Annotated in this window: 23 protein-coding genes and 1 other annotated feature; of the genes, 19 read left to right on the top strand and 4 right to left on the bottom strand. The window is 57.4% G+C overall.

Translation table 11 applies throughout. The annotated features are described in order from the left end of the window. Nucleotides 1-442 precede the first annotated feature (442 nt). From dnaA to gyrB, 4 genes are read left to right on the top strand one after another with little or no spacing between them, the layout of a single operon-like run. Nucleotides 443-1,837 carry a chromosomal replication initiator protein DnaA gene (dnaA, locus tag ACZ6J2_RS20475; protein ID WP_010426558.1) on the top strand — a complete coding sequence of 465 codons (1,395 nt, stop codon included), beginning with the start codon at nucleotides 443-445 and terminating at the stop codon, nucleotides 1,835-1,837. 4 nt (nucleotides 1,838-1,841) lie between these two features. After that, nucleotides 1,842-2,942 (top strand): DNA polymerase III subunit beta, encoded by a 1,101-nt coding sequence (gene dnaN / locus ACZ6J2_RS20470; protein ID WP_014830028.1) that lies wholly within the window; start codon nucleotides 1,842-1,844, stop codon nucleotides 2,940-2,942. Beyond that, nucleotides 2,942-4,015 carry a DNA replication/repair protein RecF gene (gene recF / locus ACZ6J2_RS20465; protein ID WP_023309805.1) on the top strand — a complete coding sequence of 358 codons (1,074 nt, stop codon included), beginning with the start codon at nucleotides 2,942-2,944 and terminating at the stop codon, nucleotides 4,013-4,015. Before dnaN ends, recF begins: the two co-directional genes overlap by 1 nt. 28 nt (nucleotides 4,016-4,043) lie before the next feature. Then, nucleotides 4,044-6,455 carry a DNA topoisomerase (ATP-hydrolyzing) subunit B gene (gene gyrB, locus ACZ6J2_RS20460; RefSeq protein WP_471726551.1) on the top strand — a complete coding sequence of 804 codons (2,412 nt, stop codon included), beginning with the start codon at nucleotides 4,044-4,046 and terminating at the stop codon, nucleotides 6,453-6,455. A 34-nt stretch (nucleotides 6,456-6,489) separates the two neighbouring features. Here gyrB and ACZ6J2_RS20455 read toward each other — a convergent pair whose 3' ends face one another. Next, the gene (locus tag ACZ6J2_RS20455; RefSeq protein ID WP_471726550.1) at nucleotides 6,490-7,425 is read right to left on the bottom strand and encodes a LysR substrate-binding domain-containing protein; all 936 of its coding nucleotides are present in this window, start codon (nucleotides 7,423-7,425) and stop codon (nucleotides 6,490-6,492) included. A 110-nt stretch (nucleotides 7,426-7,535) separates the two neighbouring features. Between ACZ6J2_RS20455 and ACZ6J2_RS20450 the strand changes: the two genes are divergently transcribed. From ACZ6J2_RS20450 to ACZ6J2_RS20415, 8 genes are all read left to right on the top strand, one after another. Further along, nucleotides 7,536-8,561 (top strand): zinc-dependent alcohol dehydrogenase family protein, encoded by a 1,026-nt coding sequence (locus ACZ6J2_RS20450; protein ID WP_471726549.1) that lies wholly within the window; start codon nucleotides 7,536-7,538, stop codon nucleotides 8,559-8,561. 115 nt (nucleotides 8,562-8,676) lie between these two features. Beyond that, nucleotides 8,677-9,489 carry a sugar-phosphatase gene (yidA, locus tag ACZ6J2_RS20445; protein ID WP_023309809.1) on the top strand — a complete coding sequence of 271 codons (813 nt, stop codon included), beginning with the start codon at nucleotides 8,677-8,679 and terminating at the stop codon, nucleotides 9,487-9,489. Nucleotides 9,490-9,715: 226 nt separating this feature from the next. Then, on the top strand, nucleotides 9,716-10,405 hold the full coding sequence (gene dgoR / locus ACZ6J2_RS20440) for a D-galactonate utilization transcriptional regulator DgoR (protein WP_003861109.1): 690 nt from the start codon (nucleotides 9,716-9,718) through the stop codon (nucleotides 10,403-10,405). Beyond that, nucleotides 10,402-11,280 carry a 2-dehydro-3-deoxygalactonokinase gene (locus ACZ6J2_RS20435; protein WP_471726548.1) on the top strand — a complete coding sequence of 293 codons (879 nt, stop codon included), beginning with the start codon at nucleotides 10,402-10,404 and terminating at the stop codon, nucleotides 11,278-11,280. The genes dgoR and ACZ6J2_RS20435 overlap by 4 nt, the downstream gene beginning before the upstream one ends. Further along, nucleotides 11,264-11,881 carry a 2-dehydro-3-deoxy-6-phosphogalactonate aldolase gene (locus ACZ6J2_RS20430; RefSeq protein WP_471726547.1) on the top strand — a complete coding sequence of 206 codons (618 nt, stop codon included), beginning with the start codon at nucleotides 11,264-11,266 and terminating at the stop codon, nucleotides 11,879-11,881. The genes ACZ6J2_RS20435 and ACZ6J2_RS20430 overlap by 17 nt, the downstream gene beginning before the upstream one ends. After that, nucleotides 11,878-13,026, top strand: a complete 1,149-nt coding sequence (gene dgoD / locus ACZ6J2_RS20425) for a galactonate dehydratase (protein ID WP_471726546.1) — start codon at nucleotides 11,878-11,880, stop codon at nucleotides 13,024-13,026. The genes ACZ6J2_RS20430 and dgoD overlap by 4 nt, the downstream gene beginning before the upstream one ends. A gap of 180 nt (nucleotides 13,027-13,206) precedes the next feature. Continuing rightward, entirely contained in the window at nucleotides 13,207-14,544 is a 1,338-nt protein-coding gene (locus ACZ6J2_RS20420) for an MFS transporter (RefSeq protein ID WP_471726545.1), read from the top strand. A gap of 51 nt (nucleotides 14,545-14,595) precedes the next feature. Next, nucleotides 14,596-15,825: a DUF3748 domain-containing protein gene (locus ACZ6J2_RS20415; RefSeq protein WP_471726544.1), complete on the top strand. Its 1,230-nt coding sequence runs from the start codon at nucleotides 14,596-14,598 to the stop codon at nucleotides 15,823-15,825. Here the strand turns inward: ACZ6J2_RS20415 and ACZ6J2_RS20410 are convergent. Then, a complete protein-coding gene (locus ACZ6J2_RS20410; RefSeq protein ID WP_039260364.1) occupies nucleotides 15,822-16,154 on the bottom strand; it encodes a YceK/YidQ family lipoprotein in 333 nt (110 codons plus the stop codon). The genes ACZ6J2_RS20415 and ACZ6J2_RS20410 overlap by 4 nt on opposite strands. A gap of 248 nt (nucleotides 16,155-16,402) precedes the next feature. Then, nucleotides 16,403-16,474, top strand: a sequence feature (ROSE (Repression Of Heat Shock gene Expression) occurs in the 5'-region of heat shock genes and acts as an RNA thermometer to modulate expression.). On the opposite strand from ACZ6J2_RS20410, the gene ibpA reads away from it, so the two are divergent. The 3 genes from ibpA to ACZ6J2_RS20395 all read left to right on the top strand — a co-directional run bounded on the left by ibpA (nucleotide 16,468) and on the right by ACZ6J2_RS20395 (nucleotide 19,270). After that, nucleotides 16,468-16,878, top strand: a complete 411-nt coding sequence (ibpA, locus tag ACZ6J2_RS20405) for a small heat shock chaperone IbpA (RefSeq protein ID WP_008500162.1) — start codon at nucleotides 16,468-16,470, stop codon at nucleotides 16,876-16,878. Its footprint overlaps the feature before it by 7 nt. 136 nt (nucleotides 16,879-17,014) lie before the next feature. Continuing rightward, the gene (gene ibpB / locus ACZ6J2_RS20400) at nucleotides 17,015-17,443 is read left to right on the top strand and encodes a small heat shock chaperone IbpB (protein ID WP_471726543.1); all 429 of its coding nucleotides are present in this window, start codon (nucleotides 17,015-17,017) and stop codon (nucleotides 17,441-17,443) included. A gap of 165 nt (nucleotides 17,444-17,608) precedes the next feature. Then, nucleotides 17,609-19,270 carry a putative transporter gene (locus tag ACZ6J2_RS20395; protein ID WP_032662051.1) on the top strand — a complete coding sequence of 554 codons (1,662 nt, stop codon included), beginning with the start codon at nucleotides 17,609-17,611 and terminating at the stop codon, nucleotides 19,268-19,270. Here ACZ6J2_RS20395 and ACZ6J2_RS20390 read toward each other — a convergent pair. Beyond that, nucleotides 19,238-19,984, bottom strand: coding sequence for a GntR family transcriptional regulator (locus ACZ6J2_RS20390; RefSeq protein ID WP_224979754.1), 747 nt, complete (start codon nucleotides 19,982-19,984; stop codon nucleotides 19,238-19,240). The two genes, ACZ6J2_RS20395 and ACZ6J2_RS20390, sit on opposite strands and share 33 nt — an antisense overlap. A gap of 221 nt (nucleotides 19,985-20,205) precedes the next feature. On the opposite strand from ACZ6J2_RS20390, the gene ACZ6J2_RS20385 reads away from it, so the two are divergent. The 4 genes from ACZ6J2_RS20385 (at nucleotide 20,206) to ACZ6J2_RS20370 (ending at nucleotide 23,924) form a co-directional block, all read left to right on the top strand. Next, complete coding sequence (locus ACZ6J2_RS20385; protein WP_471726542.1) at nucleotides 20,206-21,828, top strand: alpha-glucoside-specific PTS transporter subunit IIBC; 1,623 nt, start codon at nucleotides 20,206-20,208, stop codon at nucleotides 21,826-21,828. Then, on the top strand, nucleotides 21,825-23,147 hold the full coding sequence (locus ACZ6J2_RS20380; protein ID WP_471726541.1) for a 6-phospho-alpha-glucosidase: 1,323 nt from the start codon (nucleotides 21,825-21,827) through the stop codon (nucleotides 23,145-23,147). Before ACZ6J2_RS20385 ends, ACZ6J2_RS20380 begins: the two co-directional genes overlap by 4 nt. Nucleotides 23,148-23,239: 92 nt before the next feature. Continuing rightward, on the top strand, nucleotides 23,240-23,587 hold the full coding sequence (locus ACZ6J2_RS20375) for a YidH family protein (RefSeq protein WP_023333944.1): 348 nt from the start codon (nucleotides 23,240-23,242) through the stop codon (nucleotides 23,585-23,587). Beyond that, complete coding sequence (locus ACZ6J2_RS20370; protein WP_224979753.1) at nucleotides 23,577-23,924, top strand: DUF202 domain-containing protein; 348 nt, start codon at nucleotides 23,577-23,579, stop codon at nucleotides 23,922-23,924. Before ACZ6J2_RS20375 ends, ACZ6J2_RS20370 begins: the two co-directional genes overlap by 11 nt. Nucleotides 23,925-23,958: 34 nt before the next feature. Here ACZ6J2_RS20370 and dsdA read toward each other — a convergent pair whose 3' ends face one another. Further along, nucleotides 23,959-25,245, bottom strand: a complete 1,287-nt coding sequence (dsdA, locus tag ACZ6J2_RS20365) for a D-serine ammonia-lyase (RefSeq protein WP_471726540.1) — start codon at nucleotides 25,243-25,245, stop codon at nucleotides 23,959-23,961. Between the last annotated feature and the right edge of the window lie 3 nt (nucleotides 25,246-25,248).

Below are 25,248 nucleotides of genomic sequence, written 5' to 3'. Positions count from 1 at the left end.
TTTCCGCACGTTTTCGCGTGGAAAATGAGCAACGGACGACGCAGGAAGATGAGCATCACGCGCCGGGTCGAGGATTATACGGCCTCGCCAACAAAGCGCAAGGATCGTCCCGGATCTTCGTTAGATCATTTAAGCAATAAATTGTCTGTGCTCATTAATTTTTCCAATATGCGGACTAAATCGTGGGGCACTGGCGCCAGGATCGTTTACACTTATCCGGTTCCGGATCTTCCTGTGGATAAATCGGGAAGAATCTGTGAGAAACAGAAGATCTCTGGCTCAGTTTAGGCTATGATCCGCGGTCCCGATCGGGATCCAGCGATCCTGGCCGGGTATAACCGCAGATAGCGGTTCGCACATCACCCTCATTGGGTCATGTCGATGTGCGCCAACAATCATGAATATTCAATAGTTTTCTTTTATTGTTCGAGTGGAGTCCGCCGTGTCACTTTCGCTTTGGCAGCAGTGTCTTGCCCGATTGCAGGATGAGTTACCAGCCACAGAATTCAGTATGTGGATCCGCCCGTTGCAGGCGGAACTGAGCGATAACACGCTGGCTTTGTATGCGCCAAACCGTTTTGTGCTCGATTGGGTAAGGGACAAGTACCTTAATAACATCAATGGACTGCTGAACGATTTCTGCGGGTCAGATGCCCCGCAGCTGCGCTTTGAAGTGGGCACAAAGCCGGTCACCCAAACCGTTCGTGAAACCGTGAACGTAGCAGCGCCTGCTCAGGCCGCGCCTGCTCCGGCCCCTCGCGTCGCACCCGCTCGTCAGGGCTGGGATAATGTCCCCGCACCGGCTGAGCCAACCTACCGCTCTAACGTTAACGTGAAACACACGTTCGATAACTTCGTTGAAGGTAAGTCGAACCAGCTGGCGCGCGCGGCGGCTCGTCAGGTTGCTGATAACCCCGGTGGGGCCTACAACCCGCTGTTCCTTTATGGCGGCACGGGTCTGGGTAAAACGCACCTGCTGCATGCGGTGGGTAACGGCATTATGGCGCGCAAGCCCAATGCCAAAGTGGTGTATATGCACTCCGAACGCTTCGTTCAGGACATGGTAAAAGCCCTGCAAAACAATGCGATCGAAGAGTTTAAACGCTACTATCGTTCCGTTGACGCGCTGCTCATCGATGACATCCAGTTCTTTGCGAATAAAGAACGATCGCAGGAAGAGTTTTTCCACACCTTCAATGCCCTGCTGGAAGGCAATCAGCAGATCATTTTGACCTCGGATCGTTATCCAAAAGAGATCAACGGCGTTGAAGATCGTCTGAAATCCCGCTTCGGCTGGGGCCTGACGGTGGCGATCGAGCCACCGGAGCTGGAAACCCGCGTCGCGATCCTGATGAAGAAAGCCGATGAAAACGACATTCGCCTGCCGGGCGAAGTGGCGTTCTTCATTGCCAAGCGTCTGCGCTCCAACGTGCGTGAGCTGGAAGGGGCACTGAACCGCGTTATCGCCAATGCCAACTTCACCGGTCGTGCGATCACCATCGATTTTGTGCGTGAAGCGCTGCGCGATTTGCTGGCATTGCAGGAAAAACTGGTCACTATCGACAATATTCAAAAGACGGTGGCTGAGTACTACAAGATCAAAGTGGCAGATTTACTGTCTAAACGTCGTTCCCGCTCGGTGGCGCGTCCGCGTCAGATGGCGATGGCGCTGGCAAAGGAGTTAACCAACCACAGTCTGCCGGAAATCGGAGATGCGTTTGGTGGCCGTGACCATACGACCGTGCTGCACGCTTGTCGTAAGATTGAGCAGTTACGCGAAGAAAGCCACGACATAAAAGAAGATTTTTCCAATTTAATCAGAACATTATCATCGTGACGCTATGAAATTTACCGTTGAACGTGAACATTTATTAAAACCGCTGCAACAGGTGAGTGGCCCATTAGGTGGCCGCCCAACGCTGCCTATTCTCGGAAACCTGCTGCTTCAGGTCGCGGACGGTACGCTGTCGCTGACCGGTACAGATCTGGAAATGGAAATGATCGCGCGCGTTACGCTGACGCAGCCGCACGACGCGGGCGCGACCACGGTTCCGGCACGTAAATTCTTTGATATCTGCCGCGGGCTGCCGGAAGGCGCTGAAATCGCCGTGCAGCTGGAAGGCGACCGTATGCTGGTGCGTTCTGGCCGCAGCCGTTTCTCGCTCTCCACGCTGCCTGCTGCGGACTTCCCGAACCTGGACGACTGGCAGAGCGAAGTTGAATTCACCCTGCCGCAGGCGACGATGAAGCGTCTGATTGAAGCCACGCAGTTCTCCATGGCGCATCAGGACGTCCGTTACTACTTAAACGGCATGCTGTTCGAAACCGAAGGTGAAGAGCTGCGTACCGTAGCCACCGACGGCCACCGTCTGGCGGTCTGTTCTATGCCGATTGGCGACGCGCTGCCAAACCATTCGGTGATCGTGCCGCGTAAAGGGGTGATTGAACTGATGCGTATGCTCGACGGCGGCGACACGCCGCTGCGCGTGCAGATCGGCAGCAATAACATCCGCGCACACGTGGGCGATTTTGTCTTCACTTCGAAGCTGGTTGACGGTCGTTTCCCGGATTATCGCCGCGTATTGCCGAAGAATCCGGACAAAACGCTGGAAGCGGGCTGCGATAGCCTCAAGCAGGCCTTTGCCCGTGCGGCCATTCTCTCCAACGAGAAATTCCGCGGCGTGCGCCTGTACGTGAGTGAAAACCAGATCAAAATCACCGCTAACAACCCGGAGCAGGAAGAGGCAGAAGAGATTCTGGACGTCACCTACGCCGGCGCTGAGATGGAAATCGGCTTTAACGTCAGCTACGTACTGGATGTGCTGAATGCGCTGAAATGTGAAAACGTGCGCATTCTGCTGACCGACTCCGTTTCAAGCGTACAGATTGAAGATGCCGCATCACAGTCGGCTGCCTATGTTGTTATGCCAATGAGACTGTAATGTCGCTCACCCGTCTGTTGATCCGCGACTTTCGCAATATCGAAAGCGCGGATCTCGCTTTATCCCCTGGCTTTAACTTCCTGGTTGGCGCAAACGGCAGCGGCAAAACCAGCGTGCTTGAGGCCATCTATACGCTCGGCCACGGCCGGGCGTTTCGCAGTTTGCAGATTGGTCGCGTCATTCGCCACGAGCAGGAATCCTTTGTCCTGCACGGGCGTTTGCAGGGGGCGGAGCGGGAAACCGCTATCGGCCTGACCAAAGACAAGCAGGGCGACAGTAAGGTGCGCATCGACGGCACCGACGGCCATAAAGTGGCGGAACTGGCGCTGCTGATGCCAATGCAGCTGATTACGCCGGAGGGGTTTACTTTACTCAACGGCGGCCCCAAATACAGAAGAGCGTTCCTCGACTGGGGATGCTTTCACAACGAAGCCGGTTTCTTTAACGCCTGGAGCAACCTGAAGCGTCTGCTCAAGCAGCGTAACGCTGCACTGCGCCAGGTTACCCGTTACGCCCAGCTGCGTCCGTGGGACATGGAGTTAATCCCTCTCGCGGAACAAATCAGCAACTGGCGTGCCGAATACAGCGCAGGTATCGCCGAAGACATGGCCGACACCTGCAAACAGTTTTTACCCGAGTTCTCTCTCACCTTCTCCTTCCAGCGCGGCTGGGAGAAAGAGACGGATTATGCCGAGGTGTTAGAGAGAAGCTTCGAGCGCGACCGCATGTTGACCTATACCGCGCACGGCCCGCACAAGGCGGATTTCCGCATTCGTGCCGACGGTGCACCGGTGGAAGACACGCTGTCGCGCGGGCAGCTCAAGCTCCTGATGTGTGCGCTGCGCCTGGCACAGGGAGAGTTTCTCACCCGCGAGAGCGGAAGACGCTGCCTGTACCTGATAGATGATTTTGCCTCGGAACTTGACGACGCGCGGCGCGGGCTGCTTGCCAGCCGCTTAAAAGCCACGCAGTCGCAGGTTTTCGTCAGCGCCATTAGCGCTGAACACGTTATAGACATGTCGGACGAAAATTCGAAGATGTTTACCGTGGAAAAGGGTAAAATAACGGATTAACCCAAGTTGAAATGAGCGAGAAACGTTGATGTCGAATTCTTATGACTCCTCCAGTATCAAAGTCCTGAAAGGGCTGGATGCGGTGCGTAAGCGCCCGGGTATGTATATCGGCGACACGGATGACGGCACCGGTCTGCACCACATGGTATTCGAGGTGGTAGATAACGCTATCGACGAAGCGCTCGCGGGTCACTGTAAAGACATCGTGGTCACCATCCATGCGGACAACTCCGTCTCCGTCACCGATGATGGTCGTGGCATCCCAACCGGTATTCACCCGGAAGAGGGCGTCTCTGCTGCGGAAGTGATCATGACCGTGCTGCACGCAGGCGGTAAGTTTGACGATAACTCCTATAAAGTTTCCGGCGGCCTGCACGGCGTAGGCGTCTCCGTTGTTAACGCCCTGTCGCAGAAGCTGGAGCTGGTTATCCAGCGCGAAGGCAAAATCCACCGTCAGCTCTATACGCACGGCGTGCCGCAGGCACCGCTGGCCGTTACCGGCGATACCGATAAAACCGGTACCATGGTGCGTTTCTGGCCGAGCCTCGAAACCTTCACCAACGTCACCGAATTCGAGTACGACATCCTGGCGAAACGCCTGCGCGAACTGTCGTTCCTGAACTCCGGCGTCTCTATTCGCCTGCGCGACAAGCGTGACGGCAAAGAAGACCACTTCCACTACGAAGGCGGTATCAAGGCGTTCGTTGAGTATCTGAACAAGAACAAAACGCCAATTCACCCTAATATCTTCTATTTCTCCACCGAAAAAGACGGTATCGGCGTGGAAGTGGCGCTGCAGTGGAACGACGGTTTCCAGGAAAACATCTACTGCTTCACCAACAACATTCCACAGCGTGACGGCGGTACGCACCTTGCAGGCTTCCGTGCGGCGATGACCCGTACCCTGAACGCCTACATGGACAAAGAAGGCTACAGCAAGAAAGCGAAAGTCAGCGCCACCGGTGATGATGCCCGTGAAGGCCTGATTGCCGTTGTCTCCGTGAAGGTGCCGGATCCGAAGTTCTCCTCTCAGACCAAAGACAAGCTGGTCTCTTCTGAGGTGAAATCGGCGGTTGAACAGCAGATGAACGAACTGCTGAGCGAATACCTGCTGGAAAACCCGTCCGACGCGAAAATCGTTGTGGGTAAAATTATCGATGCGGCGCGTGCCCGTGAAGCGGCGCGTAAAGCCCGTGAAATGACCCGTCGTAAAGGCGCGCTGGACTTAGCAGGCCTGCCGGGCAAACTGGCTGACTGCCAGGAACGTGACCCGGCGCTGTCCGAACTGTATCTCGTGGAAGGGGACTCCGCGGGCGGTTCTGCGAAGCAGGGCCGTAACCGTAAGAACCAGGCTATCCTGCCGCTGAAGGGTAAAATCCTCAACGTTGAGAAAGCCCGTTTCGACAAGATGCTCTCTTCTCAGGAAGTGGCGACGCTCATCACCGCGCTGGGCTGCGGCATCGGCCGTGATGAGTACAACCCGGACAAACTGCGCTACCACAGCATCATCATCATGACCGATGCGGACGTCGACGGCTCGCACATTCGTACGCTGCTGTTGACCTTCTTCTATCGTCAGATGCCTGAAATCGTTGAGCGTGGCCACGTCTACATTGCACAGCCGCCGCTGTACAAGGTGAAGAAAGGCAAGCAGGAACAGTACATTAAAGACGACGAAGCGATGGATCAGTACCAAATCGCAATCGCCCTTGATGGCGCAACCCTGCATGCGAACTCGCACGCGCCTGCACTGGCCGGCGAGCCGCTGGAGCGTCTGGTGTCCGAGTTCAACGCTACGCAGAAAATGATTACGCGTATGGAACGCCGCTATCCGAAAACGCTGCTGAAGGAGCTGGTTTATCAGCCGACCCTGACCGAAGCCGATCTGAGTAACGAGCAGACCGTAACCCGCTGGGTGAACGCCCTGGTGACCGATCTGAACGAAAAAGAGCAGCACGGCAGCCAGTGGAAATGTGATATTCAGCAGAACGCCGATCAGCAGTTCGAGCCGATCGTTCGCGTGCGTACCCACGGCGTTGACACCGACTATCCGCTGGAGCACGAGTTTGTGACCGGTCCGGAATACCGTCGTATCTGCACGCTCGGCGAGACGCTGCGTGGCCTGATCGAGGACGATGCGTTCATCGAACGTGGCGAACGTCGTCAGCCGGTAGCCAGCTTCGAGCAGGCGCTGGACTGGCTGGTGAAAGAGTCCCGTCGTGGTCTTGCGATCCAGCGCTATAAAGGTCTGGGCGAAATGAACCCGGACCAGCTGTGGGAAACCACCATGGATCCGGAAAGCCGCCGCATGCTGCGCGTCACCGTTAAGGACGCGATAGCCGCGGACCAGCTGTTCACGACCCTGATGGGCGATGCGGTTGAACCACGTCGTGCCTTCATCGAAGAGAACGCCCTGAAAGCGGCAAACATCGATATTTAATCGTCGTTATACCGCACGATAACTGGCCGCGCTTTTAGCGCGGCTTTTTTGTGGGCGCAGGCATATCCAGCGACATCACGGATGGTAAACGGCTCGCCAGTGTATCTATCGCTATTCTTACCCTCAGCGGCAGATGCGGTGTCTGCTGCCACACGGCATGAACGTTGAAATGCACATCCGGTGCCTGCTTCAGGAGCGGGACGAGTTTACCCTGGTGAATATCTTTGACGACCATCCAGCAGGGCAGCCATGCAATGCCGTGTCCGGCCAGCGCAGCGTCGCAGATCGCCTGCAAATCATCCATATTGAGCGACGATCGGGGTGTAAAGGTGTGCGACGTTCCTTCGTTATCCATCAGCTGCCAGGACAACACTCTGCCTGCGCTCAAATAGTTGATGGCCGTATGCTGGGATAAATCATTAACGCTTTGTGGCTGGCCTTTCTTCAGCAGATACTCCGGCGCTGCGCACAGCACCATGCGGTGTTCTCCCAGCTTTCTGGCGACCAGCACGCTGCTGTCCTGAAGCGTGCCGTTACGCACCGCCATATCAAACCCTTCCTCGACGAGATCCACCACGCGGTCGCTGAATGACATTTCCAGTTCAAGCCCGGGGTGTTCTTGCGCCAGCGCTATCAGCAGCGGGGCGACGCACTGGCGACCAAACAGCACCGGCATGGCAACGCGCAGGCGACCGCTGACCTGCTGTTTCCCCGTTTCAAACAGCGATTCCGCGCCACGGATTTCCTCCAGCGCGCGCAGGCAGCGTTCATAAAAAAGGGCGCCGTTATCGGTCAGACTCTGGCTGCGGGTGGTGCGCTGAAAAAGACGTACCCCCAGCCGTTGTTCAAGGCGAGCGATGCTTTTTCCGACCGCCGAGCGTGACAAATGCAGACGAATGGCGGCCTGCGCAAAACTTCCCGCCTCAACGGCGGCCACAAAAACAGGAATATCCTTCAGCGTATCGGTCATGGATTGTATCTATTGTGGCGTCAATAAAGAGAAAACTTATCGCCACTGGCGACCTTTAGTCAACGGTAGACTGTCAGGACTAAAGCTCATCTGATGGCAGGAGAAATTAAATGACAGAGACAATGCAACGCTGGTCCATGGATGCCCTCGGGCGCGAGAACCTCAGGCTGATTCAGGCGCCCGTTCCACAGCCAGGCCCGGGTGAAGTGCGCGTAAGGGTGAATGCCGTTGCGCTTAACTATCGCGATAAAATGGTTGTTGAAGGCACAATGCCGATCTCGCTTTCCTTCCCGTTTACCCCGGCGTCAGACATGGCGGGCGTGGTGGACAGCATTGGTGAAGGCGTTACGCGCTTCCAGCCCGGCGCGCGCGTCATCTCAACCTTCTTCCCTGAGTGGATCGACGGTAAGCCGCAGGCGGACGCGCGCAATCTGCCCTATAAAACGTCCGGCGGATACTTTCAGGGCATGCTGTCCGAGTATGTGATTGTGAATGAAGGCGCGCTGGTGGCCTCCCCGGAAACTCTGGATGACGCCGAGGCCAGCACGCTGCCCTGCGCAGGGCTCACCGCCTGGTTTGCGCTGGTGGAACGTGGCCAGCTGCGCGCCGGTCAATCGGTGCTGGTGCAGGGCACGGGCGGCGTGGCGATATTCGCCCTGCAAATCGCAAAAGCGCACGGGGCGGAGGTTTTTGTCACCTCGGGGAGTGATGAAAAGCTGGCGCTGGCCAAAAAGCTGGGAGCCAGCCAGGGCATCAACCGTCTGAAAGGCGACTGGGCGGAAAATACGCTGGCGCTCACGCAGGATCGCGGCATCGACCATATTATTGAAACCGTAGGCGGAGAGAACCTGAAGCATTCCCTGCGCGCCGTTGCCGTTCACGGACGTATCTCCGTCATTGGCGTGCTGGCCGGGACGGAGATTACGCTCTCTGCTGGCGAACTGCTGCTGAAATCCCCCGTCATTCAGGGGATTGGCGTGGGGCATCGCCGGGCGCTGGAAGATTTTGTCCGCGCAGTTGACGTCACGGGGCTGAAGCCGGTGATCGAACATCGCTACCGTTTTAACGAGCTTGAACAGGCGTTTGAACACCTCGATCGCGGCGCGTTCGGTAAAATAGTTCTCACCCGCGAGTAAGCCTTTGTTCCCCGGAATAAACGTAAAAGGGGCATTCCTGTTGCGCAATGTAGCTCTATTTTTGTGTGCTTAATCGCGTTAGCATGAGGCAGCACTCATTTATTCCGGGGAACTCATGGCTATCAAACTCATTGCAATCGACATGGACGGCACGCTGCTGCTGCCAGATCACACCATCTCTCCAGCCGTTAAAAACGCGATCGCCGCGGCGCGCGCAAAGGGCGTGAATGTGGTCCTGACCACGGGGCGTCCGTATGCGGGCGTACACAGCTACCTGAAAGAGCTGCACATGAATCAGCCGGGCGACTACTGCATCACCTATAACGGCGCGCTGGTGCAGAAAGCCGCTGACGGCAGTACGGTTGCGCAAACCGCGCTGAGCTACGATGACTATCTGTTCCTGGAAAAACTGTCTCGTGAAGTGGGTTCCCACTTCCACGCGCTCGATCGCAATACGCTCTATACCGCCAACCGCGATATCAGCTACTACACGGTACATGAATCCTACGTTGCGACCATTCCGCTGGTGTTCTGTGAAGCGGAGAAAATGGACCCGGCGACGCAGTTCCTGAAAGTGATGATGATCGACGAGCCGGAGATCCTGGATAAAGCGATTGCGCGCATTCCGGCGGAGGTAAAAGAGAAGTACACCGTGCTGAAAAGTGCGCCGTACTTCCTCGAAATCCTCGATAAACGCGTCAATAAAGGCACCGGTGTCAAATCACTGGCCGATGCGCTGGGCATTAAACAGGAAGAGATCATGGCGCTGGGCGACCAGGAAAATGACATCGCGATGATCGAATTCGCCGGTATGGGCGTGGCGATGGATAACGCCATTCCATCCGTGAAAGAAGTGGCCAACTTCGTGACCAAATCCAACCTGGAAGACGGCGTTGCTTACGCGATCGAGAAGTTTGTGCTGCAGTAACGCTTATTTTTAATCATCAGCCTCGGTTATCAACCGGGGCTTTTTTTTGTGCTGAATTTATTGAATTGTTCTTTTTGTGATCTTGATTGTAGTACAACATTAAATGATTGTACTACATTACAGCCATGGCAAAGACGAACTCCCTCACGTTTGTACTGCAAAATTGAGGTGAAATTCAGCGGTCGCGGTAAAGTAGTGATGGACATACAGAGCACAAGGACTCTCCATGACACTCAATAAAACCGATCGCATCGTCATCACGCTGGGTACACAGATTGTGGGTGGCAAATACGTTCCCGGTTCGCCGCTGCCGGCAGAGGCCGAACTGTGTGAGGAGTTTGAAACCTCGCGCAACATCATCCGGGAAGTATTCCGCTCGCTGATGGCGAAGCGGCTGATTGAAATGAAGCGCTATCGCGGCGCGTTTGTTGCCCCGCGTAACCAGTGGAACTATCTCGATACCGACGTGCTGCAGTGGGTGCTGGAAAACGACTACGACCCACGGCTTATCGGCGCGATGAGCGAAGTCCGAAACCTGGTTGAACCGGCCATCGCTCGCTGGGCGGCGGAACGCGCAACTTCCGGCGATTTGGCCCAGATCGAGTCGGCTTTAAACGACATGATCGCCAATAACCAGAACCGGGAGGCGTTTAACGAGGCAGATATTCGCTACCACGAAGCGGTCCTGCAGTCGGTGCATAACCCGGTATTACAGCAGCTTAGCGTAGCGATCAGCTCGCTACAGCGAGCAGTATTTGAACGCACCTGGATGGGCGATGAGGCCAATATGCCGAAAACGCTCCAGGAACATAAAGCGCTGTTCGATGCGATACGGCATCAGGACGGCGATGCGGCAGAGCAGGCGGCACTTACCATGATTGCCAGCTCGACACGAAGGCTGAAGGAAATCACATGACATCTCGCTACATCGCAATTGACTGGGGATCGACCAATCTGCGCGCCTGGCTGTATCAGGGCGAGCAGTGCCTGGAAAGCAGGCAATCAGAAGCAGGCGTGACGCGCCTGAACGGTAAATCCCCCGAGGCGGTGTTAGCAGAGATCACACAACGCTGGCGCGACAGCGCCACGCCGGTAGTGATGGCGGGTATGGTAGGCAGCAACGTAGGGTGGAAAATCGCCCCTTATTTGCCGGTTCCCGCCCATTTCTCCGCGATTGGCGAGCAGTTAACGTCCGTTGGCGACAATATCTGGATTATTCCCGGCTTGTGCGTTTCTCGCGACGACAACCACAACGTGATGCGCGGCGAAGAGACGCAGCTGCTTGGCGCGCGCGCGCTTTCTCCTTCTTCTGTCTACGTCATGCCCGGCACGCACTGCAAGTGGGTCCAGGCTGACGCTGAGCAAATCCACGACTTTCGCACCGTGATGACCGGCGAGCTGCACCATTTGCTGCTCAACCATTCGCTGGTCGGGGCCGGTTTGCCTGAGCAGGAAGCCTCGGCAGAGGCGTTTGCTGCCGGGCTTGAACGTGGGATCGCTTCTCCTGATGTTTTGCCGCACCTTTTTGAAGTTCGCGCCTCGCACGTGCTGGGAAATCTCCCGCGCGAGCAGGTCAGCGAGTTTCTTTCCGGCCTGCTGATTGGCGCTGAGGTCGCCAGCATGCGTGATTTCATCGCGCACGAGCAGGCCATCACCATTGTCGCAGGCGCATCGCTGACGTCGCGCTACGAGCAGGCGTTTCGCGCCGTGGGGCGTAACGTTTCAACGCTATCCGGCGACACGGCATTTCAGGCAGGAATAAGGAGCATCGCTCATGCAGTGGCAAACTGATCTTCCCCTTATCGCGATTTTGCGCGGCATCACGCCCGATGAGGCGTTAGCCCACGTCGGCGCGGTTATCGACGCCGGGTTCGACGCGGTGGAAATACCGCTTAACTCGCCCGAGTGGGAAAAAAGCATTCCGGCCGTGGTGGAGGCCTTCGGCGATAGGGCGCTGATTGGCGCAGGCACCGTGTTACGGCCTGAGCAGGTGGATGAACTGGCGAAAATGGGCTGCAAGCTTATCGTCACGCCCAACATTCAGCCTGAGGTGATCCGCCGCGCGGTGGGGCACGGCATGACCGTCTGCCCGGGCTGCGCTACCGCTACGGAAGCCTTTACTGCCCTCGATGCAGGCGCACAGTCGCTCAAAATTTTCCCGTCATCGGCTTTTGGTCCGGACTACATCAAAGCGCTGAAAGCGGTATTGCCCGCCAGCGTGCCGGTCTTTGCCGTGGGCGGCGTAACGCCAGAAAACCTGGGCCAGTGGATCAGCGCTGGCTGTGTGGGCGCGGGGCTGGGCAGCGATCTTTATCGTGCCGGACAGTCCGTGGAGCGTACCGCACAGCAGGCGGTAGCATTTGTGAAAGCGTATCGAGAGGCAGTGAAATGAAAATAACCAAACTCACCACGTACCGTTTACCCCCGCGCTGGATGTTCCTGAAAATCGAAACCGATGAAGGGGTTGTGGGCTGGGGCGAACCGGTGATTGAAGGGCGGGCGCGTACCGTAGAAGCCGCGGTGCACGAGCTGGGGGAATACCTGATTGGTCAGGATCCTGCGCGCATTAACGACCTTTGGCAGGTGATGTACCGCGCGGGCTTCTACCGCGGGGGGCCGATCCTGATGAGCGCCATCGCCGGCATCGACCAGGCGCTGTGGGATATCAAAGGCAAAGTGCTGAACGCGCCGGTCTGGCAATTGATGGGCGGCCTGGTGCGCGACAAAATCAAAGCCTACAGCTGGGTCGGCGGTGACCGTCCTGCGGAAGTGATTGATGGCATCACGCAGCTGCGCAACATCGGCTTTGACACCTTCAAGCTCAACGGCTGCGAAGAGATGGGCATTATCGACAGCTCGCGTGCGGTGGATCGCGCGGTGAACACCGTGGCGCAAATCCGTGAAGCCTTCGGCAACGAGATTGAGTTTGGTCTGGACTTCCACGGCCGCGTCAGCGCGCCGATGGCCAAAGTGCTAATTAAAGAACTGGAGCCGTATCGTCCGCTGTTTATCGAAGAGCCGGTGCTGGCCGAGCAGGCAGAGTACTACCCGAAGCTGGCTGAACAGACCCACATTCCTATCGCGGCGGGTGAACGTATGTTCTCGCGCTTCGAGTTTAAACGCGTGCTCGAAGCGGGCGGTATTGCCATCCTGCAGCCGGACCTTTCTCACGCGGGCGGCATAACTGAATGCTACAAAATCGCCGGGATGGCCGAAGCTTACGACGTGGCGCTGGCACCGCACTGCCCGCTCGGCCCAATCGCGCTGGCGGCCTGCCTGCACGTCGACTTCGTCTCCCGCAATGCGGTGTTCCAGGAACAGAGCATGGGGATTCACTATAACAAGGGTGCGGAACTGCTCGATTTTGTGAAAAATAAAGAAGACTTCTGCATGGAAGGCGGTTTCTTTAAACCGTTAACGAAGCCGGGCCTTGGCGTGGAAATAGACGAAGCCAAAGTCATTGAGCTGAGTAAATGTGCGCCGGACTGGCGTAACCCGCTGTGGCGTCATGAGGACGGCAGCGTAGCCGAATGGTAAATGCGCGTCATACTTCGCGCTGGTGATGCGTTGGCTGCGTTTTCTTACCCCGGTCACATACTTTTGTATGCTCCCGGGGATGCGAAAACTTGCCGCCTTCCCCCAGCACGAATTATTTAGCGCATTCTGTTTACGTTTTTAATTAAAAAAACCAAATACACCCTCTGTAAATTACAGGGCATGGTGAGCGGCTTCGCTATGCCCAAAATCTGGAGACAGATTGCGATGGATATTCCAGTTACTGCTGCAAAAACCGGGCGTCGCCGCTACCTGACGCTAATCATGATCTTTATTACCGTGGTCATTTGCTATGTCGACCGCGCCAACCTTGCCGTGGCATCGGCCCATATTCAGGCAGAGTTTGGCATCACCAAAGCGGAAATGGGCTACGTCTTCTCAGCGTTTGCCTGGCTGTATACTTTATGTCAGATACCGGGCGGCTGGTTCCTTGACCGCGTGGGCTCACGTTTGACCTACTTTATCGCCATTTTCGGCTGGTCCGTGGCGACCCTGTTCCAGGGCTTCGCGACCGGGCTGATGTCGCTGATTGGCCTGCGCGCCATCACCGGTATTTTCGAAGCGCCCGCGTTTCCCACCAACAACCGCATGGTGACCAGCTGGTTCCCGGAACACGAGCGTGCGTCAGCCGTCGGCTTTTACACCTCCGGACAGTTCGTTGGCCTGGCGTTTCTGACGCCGCTGTTGATCTGGATCCAGGAGCTGCTGAGCTGGCACTGGGTATTCATCGTCACGGGTGGGATTGGCATTATCTGGTCGCTAATCTGGTTCAAGGTTTACCAGCCGCCGCGTCTGACCAAAAGCATCACTAAAGCCGAGCTGGACTACATCCGTGACGGCGGTGGCCTGGTGGACGGCGATGCACCGGTGAAAAAAGAGGCGCGCCAGCCGCTGACCAAAGCGGACTGGAAGCTGGTCTTCCATCATAAGCTGGTGGGTGTTTATCTGGGCCAGTTCGCGGTGACCTCCACGCTGTGGTTCTTCCTCACCTGGTTCCCGAACTACCTGACCCAGGAGAAAGGGATCACGGCACTGAAGGCGGGCTTTATGACCACCGTGCCGTTTCTCGCGGCGTTCTTCGGCGTGCTGCTCTCCGGCTGGCTGGCCGATAAGCTGGTGAAAAAAGGCTACTCGCTGGGCGTGGCGCGTAAAACGCCGATCATCTGCGGCTTGCTGATCTCAACCTGCATCATGGGTGCCAACTACACCAACGATCCGGTGTGGATTATGACCCTGATGGCGGTGGCGTTCTTCGGTAACGGTTTCGCCTCTATCACCTGGTCGCTGGTGTCGTCCCTTGCGCCGATGCGGCTGATTGGCCTGACCGGCGGCGTGTTCAACTTTATCGGCGGGCTGGGCGGGATCACCGTACCGCTGGTCATCGGCTACCTGGCGCAGGACTACGGCTTCGGCCCGGCGCTGGTCTATATTTCTGCCGTGGCGCTGATCGGGGCACTCTCCTACATCCTGCTGGTGGGTGATGTGAAACGAGTAGGCTAATCCCTGCGGATGTTTTACCCTGATGCACTCACCGTGCATCAGGGTATCCTCATGAAACAAATCACCTTCGCTTCCCGCAACCACCAGCTGACCAACATTAATACCTGGACGTCGGACAGCCAGTGGCTGGTCTACGACGTGCGCCCGTCCGGTGCGTCGTTCACCGGTGAAACCATCGAGCGGGTCAATGTCGGTACGGGTGAGGTAGAGGTGATTTATCGCGCCACCGATGGCGCGCACGTCGGCGTGGTGACCGTTCATCCTGCAGAAGATAAATATGTTTTTATCCACGGCCCGAAAAACCCGGATGCCGACTGGCATTACGATTTTCATCATCGCCAGGGAGTGATTGTGCAAAACGGTCAGGTGAGCAACCTGGACGCGATGGATATCACCGCGCCTTACACCGCAGGCGCGCTGCGCGGCGGCAGCCACGTCCATGTCTTCAGCCCGAACGGGCAGCTCGTCAGCTTTACCTATAACGACCATGTCCTGCACGAGCGCGATCCTAAACTCGATTTACGCAACGTCGGCGTGGCTGCGCCTTATGGCCCGGTGAATCCGCAGGGGAACCATCCCCGTGAATATTCGGGAACCTTCTGGAGCGTGCTGGTTAGCCGTACCACGCCCAACCCTCGGCCGGGCAGCGATGAAATCAACCGCGCTTACGAAGAGGGCTGGGTGGGCAACGACAGGCTGGCGTTTATCGGCGATATCCTCTCCGCGCAGGGCGAAAAAGTACCCGAACTGTTTATCGTCGACCTGCCGAAAGACGAGCAGGGCTGGAAGCGTGCGGGCGATGCGCCGCTACAGGGCACGACGGAGACCCTGCCAGCGCCACCTGCGGGTGTGAAGCAGCGTCGTTTGACCTTTACGCATCAGAGGGCGTACCCGGGCCTGGTGAACGTGCCGCGTCACTGGGTTCGCAGCAACCCGCAGGGGACGCAGATTGCGTTTCTGATGCGGGATGATAACGGCATTGTGCAGCTGTGGCTGATCTCTCCTGAGGGCGGCGAGCCGCGCCAGTTGACGCGTACCGGTAGCGATATTCAGTCAGCATTTAACTGGCATCCTGCGGGCGGCAGTCTGGGGTTTGTGCTCGAAAATCGGATCGCCTGCTGCGACGCACGGACCGGAGAGGTGACGTTTTTGACGTCCGATCATGGCAACCCACCGTCTGCTGATGCGGTCGTGTTTTCCCCTGACGGGCGCGTTATTGCGTGGATGGAAGAGGCAGCCGGTTTCCGTCAGCTTTGGGTAACGGAAACCGCGCAGTACTAGCGTGGAGGCATGTCAGCGGGCGGGATGACGGCGTTTGTCGCCAGATTTTCCTGCTCGCTTTTCTCTACCCGCGAGCGCACGGAGTTATCCTTACGAAACATATCCCACGGCAGCAGAAGCGTATCCGCCACGGCCGTAAACGGCATATCCAGGATGACCAGGGATTTGGTGCCCCAGTTTGTATCGTCATCGGAGAGCATCGCCGCGCTGGCGCGCGTCCCCGGATATGTTCCTTCTTTACCGCCGGTGTGAGACATCACGCTCGAACACCCGCAAAGTAAAACTACCCCGCTGAACGTCGTCAGCTTTATCAGAACATTTTTCATCATCACTCAGTCATCGTTAATGGCACTGCATAGACCTGCAACTCTGGGTTATAGCGAGCCTTATCCAAAATGGATAGCCCGATAACCCCGCACTGTGGCAGCCATCGCAATTTAACCCTTTGTGCTGTTGTCCCAGTCTAAGCGAGATGCAGGAAAGTGCAAAAAAAAGTGCAGCTGTCGTTCTTGAAAAGCCCGATTGCAGACCCATTTTAAGAATGTGGCCCGATAACGAACTCGCCTGATGGGTGTTCGGGGGCGCAAAGGCCTGTCCATGGTGGAAGGCTACAATTTCTCGCTGATTTCAGGAGTTTTATTTATGCGTAACTTCGATCTTTCTCCGCTATACCGTTCTGCAATTGGTTTTGACCGCCTGTTTAACCATTTAGAAAATAACCAAAGCCAGAGCAACGGCTACCCTCCATACAATGTTGAGCTGGTTGACGAAAACCACTACCGCATCGCCATTGCCGTCGCCGGTTTTGCAGAAAACGAACTGGAGATCACCGCGCAGGACAACCTGCTGGTGGTGAAAGGTTCCCATACGGCCGAGCAGAAAGAACGTACCTACCTTTATCAGGGCATCGCCGAGCGCAACTTTGAACGCAAGTTCCAGTTAGCCGAGAACATTCACGTTAAAGGCGCGAACCTGGTCAACGGCCTGCTGTTTATCGAACTGGAACGTGTGATTCCGGAAGAGAAAAAACCGCGCCGTATCGAAATTAACTAATTACGCGGGTCGCGTGAGCGGCCCACCCGGACTTGCTTGCCGTAACGGGAGCATATGTGAATCCATCAGGATTTGCAGGAACAACTGCGCACAAAATTAGACTGTGCCGAACTCGCTTCTCAGAAGGAGATTTAGTATGCGTAACTATGATTTATCCCCCCTGCTGCGTCAGTGGATTGGTTTTGACAAACTGGCTAACGCCCTGCAAAGCACCACCGAGCAACAGACGTTTCCGCCGTACAACATCGAAAAGAGCGACGATAACCACTATCGCATTACCCTTGCGCTGGCCGGTTTCCGCCAGGACGATCTGGACATCCAGCTTGAAGGCACTCGCCTGACCGTGAAGGGGTCGCCGGAAAAACAAGAGACCGAGACCAAATGGCTGCATCAGGGGCTGGTTAATCAGCCGTTTAACCTGAGCTTTACCCTGGCAGACCATATGGAAGTGTCCGGCGCAACGTTTAGCAACGGTCTGCTGCATATCGACCTGATCCGCAACGTGCCGGAAGCCATCGCGCCGCAGCGTATCGCCATTAGCGAGCGGCCTGCGTTGAATAGCTAATAGTTTGCGGGCTGATGCCCTCACCCCGGCCCTCTCCCACAGGGAGAGGGTGAAAAGATAAAGCCCTGCCCCGGCAGGGCTTTTTTGTGCGCCATCGCCCATACAACCGCCCCCGGCTCTGAGAGAATCCTTAGCATAACTAAGGTTATGATAAGGAAGTGGGTCATGAGTGATATCGCGTTAACCGTCAGCGTGTTGGCCCTGGTCGCTGTTGTTGGCCTGTGGATAGGTAATATCAAAATCCGTGGCGTCGGGTTTGGGATAGGCGGGGTACTGTTTGGCGGCATTTTTGTCGGGCACTTCGCCGACAAGCTCGGGCTGGTCCTCAGCGCCGAAATGCTCCACTTTACTCAGGAGTTCGGCCTGATCCTCTTCGTTTATACCATCGGTATTCAGGTGGGACCGGGCTTTTTCGCCTCACTTCGGGTTTCCGGTTTACGGCTCAACCTGTTTGCCCTTGGCATTGTGGTAATGGGCGGGCTGGTCACCGCAATTCTGCACAAAATCTTCGATATCCCGCTCCCCGTGGTGCTGGGCATTTTCTCCGGGGCGGTTACCAACACGCCTGCGCTCGGTGCCGGGCAGCAAATCCTGCGCGATTTGGGTATCGAACCCGGCATTGTCGACCAGATGGGGATGAGCTACGCCATGGCCTATCCGTTTGGCATTTGCGGCATTCTGCTTTCCATGTGGCTGGTCCGCGTCCTGTTTCGCATTAACGTCGACAAAGAGGCGAAGGACCACGAAACCACCCTCACCAACGGCCATATGCCAATTAAAACCATCAACATTCGGGTCGATAACCCCAACCTGAACAATATGGCGATTCAGGACGTGCCGATCCTCAACAGCGCCAATATCATCTGCTCCCGCCTCAAGCGTGACGATATGCTGATGGTGCCCGCCCCCGGCACCGTCATTCAGCAGGGCGATCTGCTGCACCTGGTCGGCCAGCCCGGAGATTTAAACAACGCGCGGCTGGTGATTGGTCAGGAAGTGGATACCTCGCTCTCAACCCGCGGCACCGATATGCGCGTGGAACGCGTTGTGGTGACTAACGAGCACGTTCTTGGCAAGAAAATCCGCGATCTGCAGGTAAAAGAGCGCTACGACGTAGTGATCTCTCGCCTTAACCGTGCGGGTGTCGAGCTGGTCGCCAGCCCGGAAGCCAGCCTGCAGTTCGGGGATATCCTCAACCTGGTCGGGCGCCCGTCGTCCATCGACGCCGTGGCGGATATGGTGGGTAACGCCCAGCAAAAGCTGCAGCAGGTGCAGATGCTGCCGGTGTTTATCGGTATCGGGCTCGGCGTGCTGCTCGGCTCCATTCCGGTGTACGTGCCGGGCTTCCCGGTGGCGCTCAAGCTGGGCCTGGCGGGCGGGCCGCTGATTATGGCGCTGATCCTCGGGCGTATCGGCTGTATCGGGAAGCTCTACTGGTTTATGCCGCCGAGCGCCAACCTGGCGCTGCGCGAGCTGGGTATCGTGCTGTTCCTGGCGGTGGTCGGGCTGAAGTCCGGCGGGGATTTTGTCGATACCCTGGTCAAGGGCGAAGGGATGAGCTGGGTTGGCTACGGCATCTTTATCACGGCGATCCCGCTGCTGACGGTGGGAATACTGGCGCGGATGTTCGCCAAAATGAACTACCTGACGCTGTGCGGCATGCTGGCGGGCTCCATGACCGATCCGCCCGCGCTGGCTTTTGCCAACAACCTGCACGCCACCAGCGGTGCGGCCGCGCTCTCCTATGCCACCGTCTATCCGCTGGTGATGTTCCTGCGCATCATCACCCCGCAGCTACTGGCGGTGCTGTTCTGGGGGATGAGCTAGCAGGTCATCCGGGTGGATGCGCCGCAGATGGTAGTCCACCTGGTAATCACTGGTATTTCGGAACATCACGGAATAATTGAGGAACTCGCCGCTGTCGCTGTAGGAGAGAGAGGTAATTCGCAGCAGCGGTGTCTGTTCCGGCAGGTTCATATAACCGGCCAGCGTTTTATCTGCCAGCACCGGCGTCAGGCTCTCGTAGTTGCCGCTGATGGTGATCCCGCACTCCTTCTCGATGTAATCAAACTTAGACCCCTCAAGATGCGCCAGCGACAGATTGCGGAACAGCTTCACCGGCATAAAGCTGTCCTCCAGCATCAGCGGCTTTCCGTCCACGTAGCGCACCCGTCGGGAAAAGTAGATCCGCTCATCCACCTGAATCCGCAGCTGGCTGGCGATGGCGGGCGGGGCGGGCATCACTTCAAACTGTAAGACCTTACTCTGCACCTCTTTTCCCTGCTGACGCAGCACCTCCACCAGCCCGGTCAGGTTGGTGGTTTCGTGGTGAACGTCTTTGCGCGAGACAAAGGTTCCGCTGCCGTGTCGACGCTCAACCAGCCCCCAGCTCACCAGCAGATCCAGCGCCTTGCGGATGGTCATTCGCGCCACGCCGAACTCCTGCGCAAGCGCTTTTTCGCCGGGCAGCGGGCTGCCGATGTTGTAGGCCGACGAATTCAGCCGCAGCCGCAATCTGTCAGCAATAGATTTGTAGATCACCAGTAGACCTCTCTGCCGTTATCAGGGCGTGGATTGCGTTCTGACATGTCCATATTTACCGCAAAAAGTAGACCTGATTGGTCAAAATAAAACCATGAATGCGATCACGAATCGCAGCGGCACGCCATGTTCGCGCATCAGTAACTTCTTATGCTCACCTCAGGCCAGCAAAAAACCATAAAGGCCTCTACCCCTACAGGTTGTTTCATGAGGATTTAAAAATGCTCAGTCAAATACAACGTTTTGGCGGTGCCATGTTTACCCCGGTGTTGCTGTTTCCGTTCGCCGGGATCGTGGTGGGAATCGCCATCATGCTTCGCAACCCGCTGTTTGTCGGCGAAGCCTTAACGACCCCCGATCATCTTTTCGCGCAGATTGTCCACATCATTGAAGAGGGCGGCTGGGCGGTGTTTCGCAATATGCCGCTGATTTTTGCCGTTGGCTTACCGATTGGCCTGGCGAAGCAGGCGCAGGGCCGCGCCTGTCTTGCGGTGCTGATTAGCTTCCTGACCTGGAACTACTTTATTAACGCGATGGGGATGACCTGGGGCCACTTCTTCGGCGTCGACTTCTCCGCCGAACCGACGGCCGGAAGCGGGCTGGCGATGATTGCCGGGATCAAAACGCTCGATACCAGCATCATCGGTGCCATTGTGATCTCAGGCATCGTCACCGCTATCCACAACCGCTACTTCGACAAGCCGCTGCCGGTGTTTCTGGGGATTTTCCAGGGCAGCTCGTTTGTCGTTATCCTCGCGTTCTTCGTCATGATCCCCTGCGCCTGGCTGACGCTGCTGGGCTGGCCGAAAGTGCAGATGGGCATCGAGTCCCTGCAGGCGTTCCTGCGCTCCGCCGGTGCGCTGGGCGTGTGGGTGTATACCTTCCTGGAACGCATTCTGATCCCAACCGGATTGCACCACTTCGTCTACGGTCCGTTCATCTTCGGCCCGGCGGCGGTAGAAGGCGGCATTCAGGTCTACTGGGCACAGCACCTGCAGGAATTCAGCCAGAGCACCCTGCCGCTGAAAACCCTCTTCCCGGAAGGCGGATTCGCGCTGCACGGCAACTCAAAAGTGTTTGGCTCGGTCGGGATTGCGCTGGCGATCTGGTACACCGCGTCGCCGGAAAACCGCGTCAAGGTGGCGGGGCTGCTGATCCCGGCCACGCTCACCGCCGTGCTGGTGGGCATCACTGAACCGCTTGAGTTCACCTTCCTGTTTATCTCGCCGCTGCTGTTTGCCGTCCATGCGGTGCTGGCGGCGACTATGGCAACGGTGATGTACGCCTTTGGCGTGGTCGGGAACATGGGCGGCGGCCTGCTGGACCAGTTCCTGCCGCAAAACTGGATCCCAATGTTCCACAACCACGCCTCGACGGTATTCACCCAGATCGGCATTGGCGTCTGCTTCACCGGGATTTACTTCGTGGTCTTCAAAACGCTGATCGAACGTCTGAACCTGAAAACGCCGGGCCGGGAAGAGAGCGAAATCAAACTCTACAGCAAGGCCGACTATAAGGCAGCGCGCGGGCAAACCAGCGCCCCGGCGGCGGCCAGCCAGCAGGTAGGGCAGGCCGCCGGGTTCCTGCAGGCGCTCGGCGGCGCGGCCAACATCGAAAGCATCAACAACTGCGCCACCCGCTTGCGCATTGCGCTGGTGGATATGGCCAAAACCCAAAGCGATGACGTCTTCAAAGCCCTCGGCGCCCACGGCGTGGTGCGACGCGGCAACGGCATTCAGGTGATTGTCGGCCTGCACGTTCCTCAGGTGCGCGACCAGCTGGAATCGCTGATGAAAACCCCTTTATCAAATGAACAAACCACCCTGACAGAGGCTATATCATGAAAAAATTCTCAGTTGTCATTGCAGGCGGCGGCAGCACCTTTACGCCTGGTATCGTCCTGATGCTGTTAGCCAACCGTGACCGTTTCCCGCTGCGCGCGCTGAAGTTCTATGACAACGACGGCGCACGTCAGGAAACCATCGCCGAAGCGTGCAAAATCATCCTCAGGGAGCAGGCGCCGGAGATTGAATTCAGCTACACCACCGACCCTAAAGCGGCGTTTACCGACGTGGATTTCGTGATGGCGCATATCCGCGTGGGCAAATACCCGATGCGTGAAAAAGATGAAAAAATCCCGCTGCGCCACGGCGTGCTGGGCCAGGAAACCTGCGGACCGGGCGGCATCTCCTACGGCATGCGCTCTATCGGCGGCGTGCTGGAGCTGGTGGATTATATGCAGCAGTACTCCCCGAACGCGTGGATGCTGAATTACTCCAACCCGGCGGCAATTGTTGCGGAAGCCACGCGTCGCCTGCGTCCGAACGCCAAAATCCTCAACATCTGCGATATGCCGATCGGCATTGAAGGGCGCATGGCGCAGATTGTCGGCCTGAAAAGCCGCAAAGAGATGCGCGTGCGCTACTACGGCCTGAACCACTTCGGCTGGTGGACGTCGATTGAAGATCTCAACGGCAACGATCTGATGCCGAAACTGCGCGAATACGTGGCGAAAAACGGCTATGTTCCGCCTTCGGAAGATGCGCATACCGAAGCGAGCTGGAACGATACCTTTGCCAAAGCCAGAGACGTGCAGGCGCTGGATCCGGATACCATGCCGAACACCTACCTGAAGTATTACCTGTTCCCGGACTACGTGGTCGCGCACTCGAACCCGGAACGCACCCGCGCCAATGAGGTGATGGATCACCGTGAAAAGCACGTGTTCAGCGCCTGCCGGGCAATTATCGAAGCCGGTCACTCCGCCGCCGGTGAGCTGGAAATCGACGAACATGCGTCGTACATCGTCGATCTGGCAACGGCGATTGCCTTCAACACCCAGGAGCGGATGCTGCTGATTGTGCCAAACAACGGGGCCATCCATAACTTCGATGCCGACGCGATGGTGGAGATCCCGTGCCTGGTAGGCCATAACGGGCCGGAACCGCTTACGGTGGGCGATATTCCACACTTCCAGAAAGGGCTGATGAGCCAGCAGGTGGCGGTGGAAAAACTGGTGGTGGATGCCTGGGAGCAGCGCTCGTACCAGAAACTCTGGCAGGCGATCACCCTGTCGAAAACCGTGCCGAGCGCGTCCGTCGCGAAAGCGATTCTGGATGACCTGATCGAGGCCAATAAGGACTACTGGCCAGAGCTGCACTAATCGTCCTGACCGGCATCGCCCGATGCCGGTCTCCTTGTCCTTGTCGATTTACGCTATGCTGAAGCCTGCCTGGAGCACGACAAGGAACCTTCATGAAAATTTCCCGCCTCGGCGAAGCGCCGGACTACCGCTTTTCTCTGGCCAATGAACGCACTTTTTTAGCGTGGATCCGCACCGCGCTGGGCTTTCTTGCCGCAGGAGTGGGTCTCGATCAGCTCGCGCCGGATTTCGCCACGCCGCTGATTCGCGAAGTGCTGGCGCTGCTGCTGTGCCTGTTTGCGGGCGTGCTGGCGATTTACGGCTACCTGCGCTGGCTGCGCAATGAGAAGGCGATGCGCCTGAAGCAGGATCTGCCCTATACGCGCGGGCTGCTGATCGTCAGCACGATTCTGCTGACGGTGGCGGGCGTGGTGATGGTGTTGGTGTTCTATGGCGGATAGCCGCAAAGCGCGGCGCGAAGCGGACCCCGGCCTGCAGCCGGAGCGGACGTCGCTGGCCTGGCTGCGCACGCTGCTGGGGTATGGCGCGCTGATTGCCCTGGCGATTAAGCACAACTGGCACCGCACGGGAGTGCCGTTCTGGATTTCTATTGTTGTGCTGGCGCTGGTGGCCATCATTTTATGGCGCTATACCCGCAGCCGTAACCTGATGGACGTGGCGCAGAACGATTTTGTACAGCCGAAAGCGGTGCGGGATAAGTTCCTGATCGCGCTCGCTGTTCTCTCGCTGTCGCTGCTGTTTGCGATAACCCATATTCAGCAAATTTTGAGCCTGTAAGCCCGGTGGCGGCTACGCCTTACCGGACCTACGATTAACGGCCTTGTGCTAAATACTTCGCCATCTCGTCTTCCGGCACCATCCCGCCGCCGGTCGCCCACACCAGGTGGGTAACGTTGGTATGCGAATGAACGCGCACCGGCCCGGCCATGCCCGCCAGCGCCGACGGCTCCAGGCGGATCCCTTCCTCCTGCGCGAGCCAGCCGAGCATGTCATACATGCTCTGGTCGGAAAGGGTGTAGAACCCGTCGAGCAGGCGCTCCATCGCGCGGCCCACGAAGCCGGAGGCGCGTCCTACCGCCAGACCGTCCGCCGCCGTGACGTTATCAATGCCCAGGTCCTGCACCGCGATCTCATCATGCAGGCCGGTGTAGACGCCAAGCAGCATGCACGGGGAGTGCGTTGGCTCCGCGAAGAAGCAGTGGACGTTATCGCCAAAGGCCAGCTTCAGGCCAAACGCCACGCCGCCGGGGCCACCGCCGACGCCGCACGGCAGGTAAACGTACAGAGGATGGTCCGCATCCACCACGCGGCCCTGTTCGGCAAACTGCGCCTTCAGCCGCTCGCCTGCAACGGCGTAGCCCAGGAAAAGGGTGCGGGAGTTTTCATCGTCAATGAAGAAACAGTTCGGATCGCTTTCCGCCGCTTTTCGTCCCTGCTCCACCGCCACGCCGTAATCCTGCTCATATTCCACGACGATGACGCCGTGGCTGCGCAGTTTGGCTTTCTTCCACTCGCGGGCGTCGGCGGACATATGCACCGTCACCTTAAAGCCGATGCGTGCGCTCATAATGCCGATGGACATCCCGAGGTTGCCGGTTGAGCCTACCGCAATGCTGTACTGGCTGAAGAAGTCCTTAAAGCGCGGCTCCAGCAGAATGCTGTAGTCGTCGTCGATGCTCAGCAACCCGGCTTCCAGCGCCAGTTTTTCCGCATGGGTCAGCACCTCATAGATGCCGCCGCGCGCTTTAATCGAGCCGGAAATCGGCAGATGGCTGTCTTTTTTCAGCAGCAGCGTGCCGGGAATAGGCTTACCAGTTTCTCGCTCCAGCCGCTTTTGCATCGCCGGGATCGCAACCAGTTCGGATTCGATAATCCCGCCCGTTGCCGCGGTTTCCGGGAAGGCTTTCGCCAGGTACGGCGCGAAGCGGTTGAGGCGCGCGTGGGCGTCGTCCACGTCGGCTTTGGTCAGCCCGACATAGGGCAACCCTTCTGCAAGCGTCGTGGTGTGCGGGTTAAGCCAGGTGGTTTCTTTCAGGGCAATCAGATCCTCAACCAGAGGAAACTGTGCGGTTAATGTAGTGATAGTTGCGTTTTCCATAAT

This window comes from Enterobacter sp. E14S (assembly GCF_055666685.1).
The sequence above is the reverse complement of the archived record's forward strand: the minus strand, read 5'-3'. Positions and strand labels throughout refer to the sequence as shown.

Bases quoted from the DNA above. Each gene is read 5' to 3' on its own strand.
- dnaN (WP_014830028.1), top strand. From the start codon at position 1,842: ATGAAATTTACCGTTGAACGTGAACATTTATTAAAACCGCTGCAACAG.
- recF (WP_023309805.1), top strand. From the start codon at position 2,942: ATGTCGCTCACCCGTCTGTTGATCCGCGACTTTCGCAATATCGAAAGC.
- gyrB (WP_471726551.1), top strand. From the start codon at position 4,044: ATGTCGAATTCTTATGACTCCTCCAGTATCAAAGTCCTGAAAGGGCTG.
- ACZ6J2_RS20455 (WP_471726550.1), bottom strand. From the start codon at position 7,425: ATGACCGATACGCTGAAGGATATTCCTGTTTTTGTGGCCGCCGTTGAG.
- ACZ6J2_RS20450 (WP_471726549.1), top strand. From the start codon at position 7,536: ATGACAGAGACAATGCAACGCTGGTCCATGGATGCCCTCGGGCGCGAG.
- yidA (WP_023309809.1), top strand. From the start codon at position 8,677: ATGGCTATCAAACTCATTGCAATCGACATGGACGGCACGCTGCTGCTG.
- dgoR (WP_003861109.1), top strand. From the start codon at position 9,716: ATGACACTCAATAAAACCGATCGCATCGTCATCACGCTGGGTACACAG.
- ACZ6J2_RS20435 (WP_471726548.1), top strand. From the start codon at position 10,402: ATGACATCTCGCTACATCGCAATTGACTGGGGATCGACCAATCTGCGC.
- ACZ6J2_RS20430 (WP_471726547.1), top strand. From the start codon at position 11,264: ATGCAGTGGCAAACTGATCTTCCCCTTATCGCGATTTTGCGCGGCATC.
- dgoD (WP_471726546.1), top strand. From the start codon at position 11,878: ATGAAAATAACCAAACTCACCACGTACCGTTTACCCCCGCGCTGGATG.
- ACZ6J2_RS20420 (WP_471726545.1), top strand. From the start codon at position 13,207: ATGGTGAGCGGCTTCGCTATGCCCAAAATCTGGAGACAGATTGCGATG.
- ACZ6J2_RS20415 (WP_471726544.1), top strand. From the start codon at position 14,596: ATGAAACAAATCACCTTCGCTTCCCGCAACCACCAGCTGACCAACATT.
- ACZ6J2_RS20410 (WP_039260364.1), bottom strand. From the start codon at position 16,154: ATGATGAAAAATGTTCTGATAAAGCTGACGACGTTCAGCGGGGTAGTT.
- ibpA (WP_008500162.1), top strand. From the start codon at position 16,468: ATGCGTAACTTCGATCTTTCTCCGCTATACCGTTCTGCAATTGGTTTT.
- ibpB (WP_471726543.1), top strand. From the start codon at position 17,015: ATGCGTAACTATGATTTATCCCCCCTGCTGCGTCAGTGGATTGGTTTT.
- ACZ6J2_RS20395 (WP_032662051.1), top strand. From the start codon at position 17,609: ATGAGTGATATCGCGTTAACCGTCAGCGTGTTGGCCCTGGTCGCTGTT.
- ACZ6J2_RS20385 (WP_471726542.1), top strand. From the start codon at position 20,206: ATGCTCAGTCAAATACAACGTTTTGGCGGTGCCATGTTTACCCCGGTG.
- ACZ6J2_RS20380 (WP_471726541.1), top strand. From the start codon at position 21,825: ATGAAAAAATTCTCAGTTGTCATTGCAGGCGGCGGCAGCACCTTTACG.
- ACZ6J2_RS20375 (WP_023333944.1), top strand. From the start codon at position 23,240: ATGAAAATTTCCCGCCTCGGCGAAGCGCCGGACTACCGCTTTTCTCTG.
- ACZ6J2_RS20370 (WP_224979753.1), top strand. From the start codon at position 23,577: ATGGCGGATAGCCGCAAAGCGCGGCGCGAAGCGGACCCCGGCCTGCAG.
- dsdA (WP_471726540.1), bottom strand. From the start codon at position 25,245: ATGGAAAACGCAACTATCACTACATTAACCGCACAGTTTCCTCTGGTT.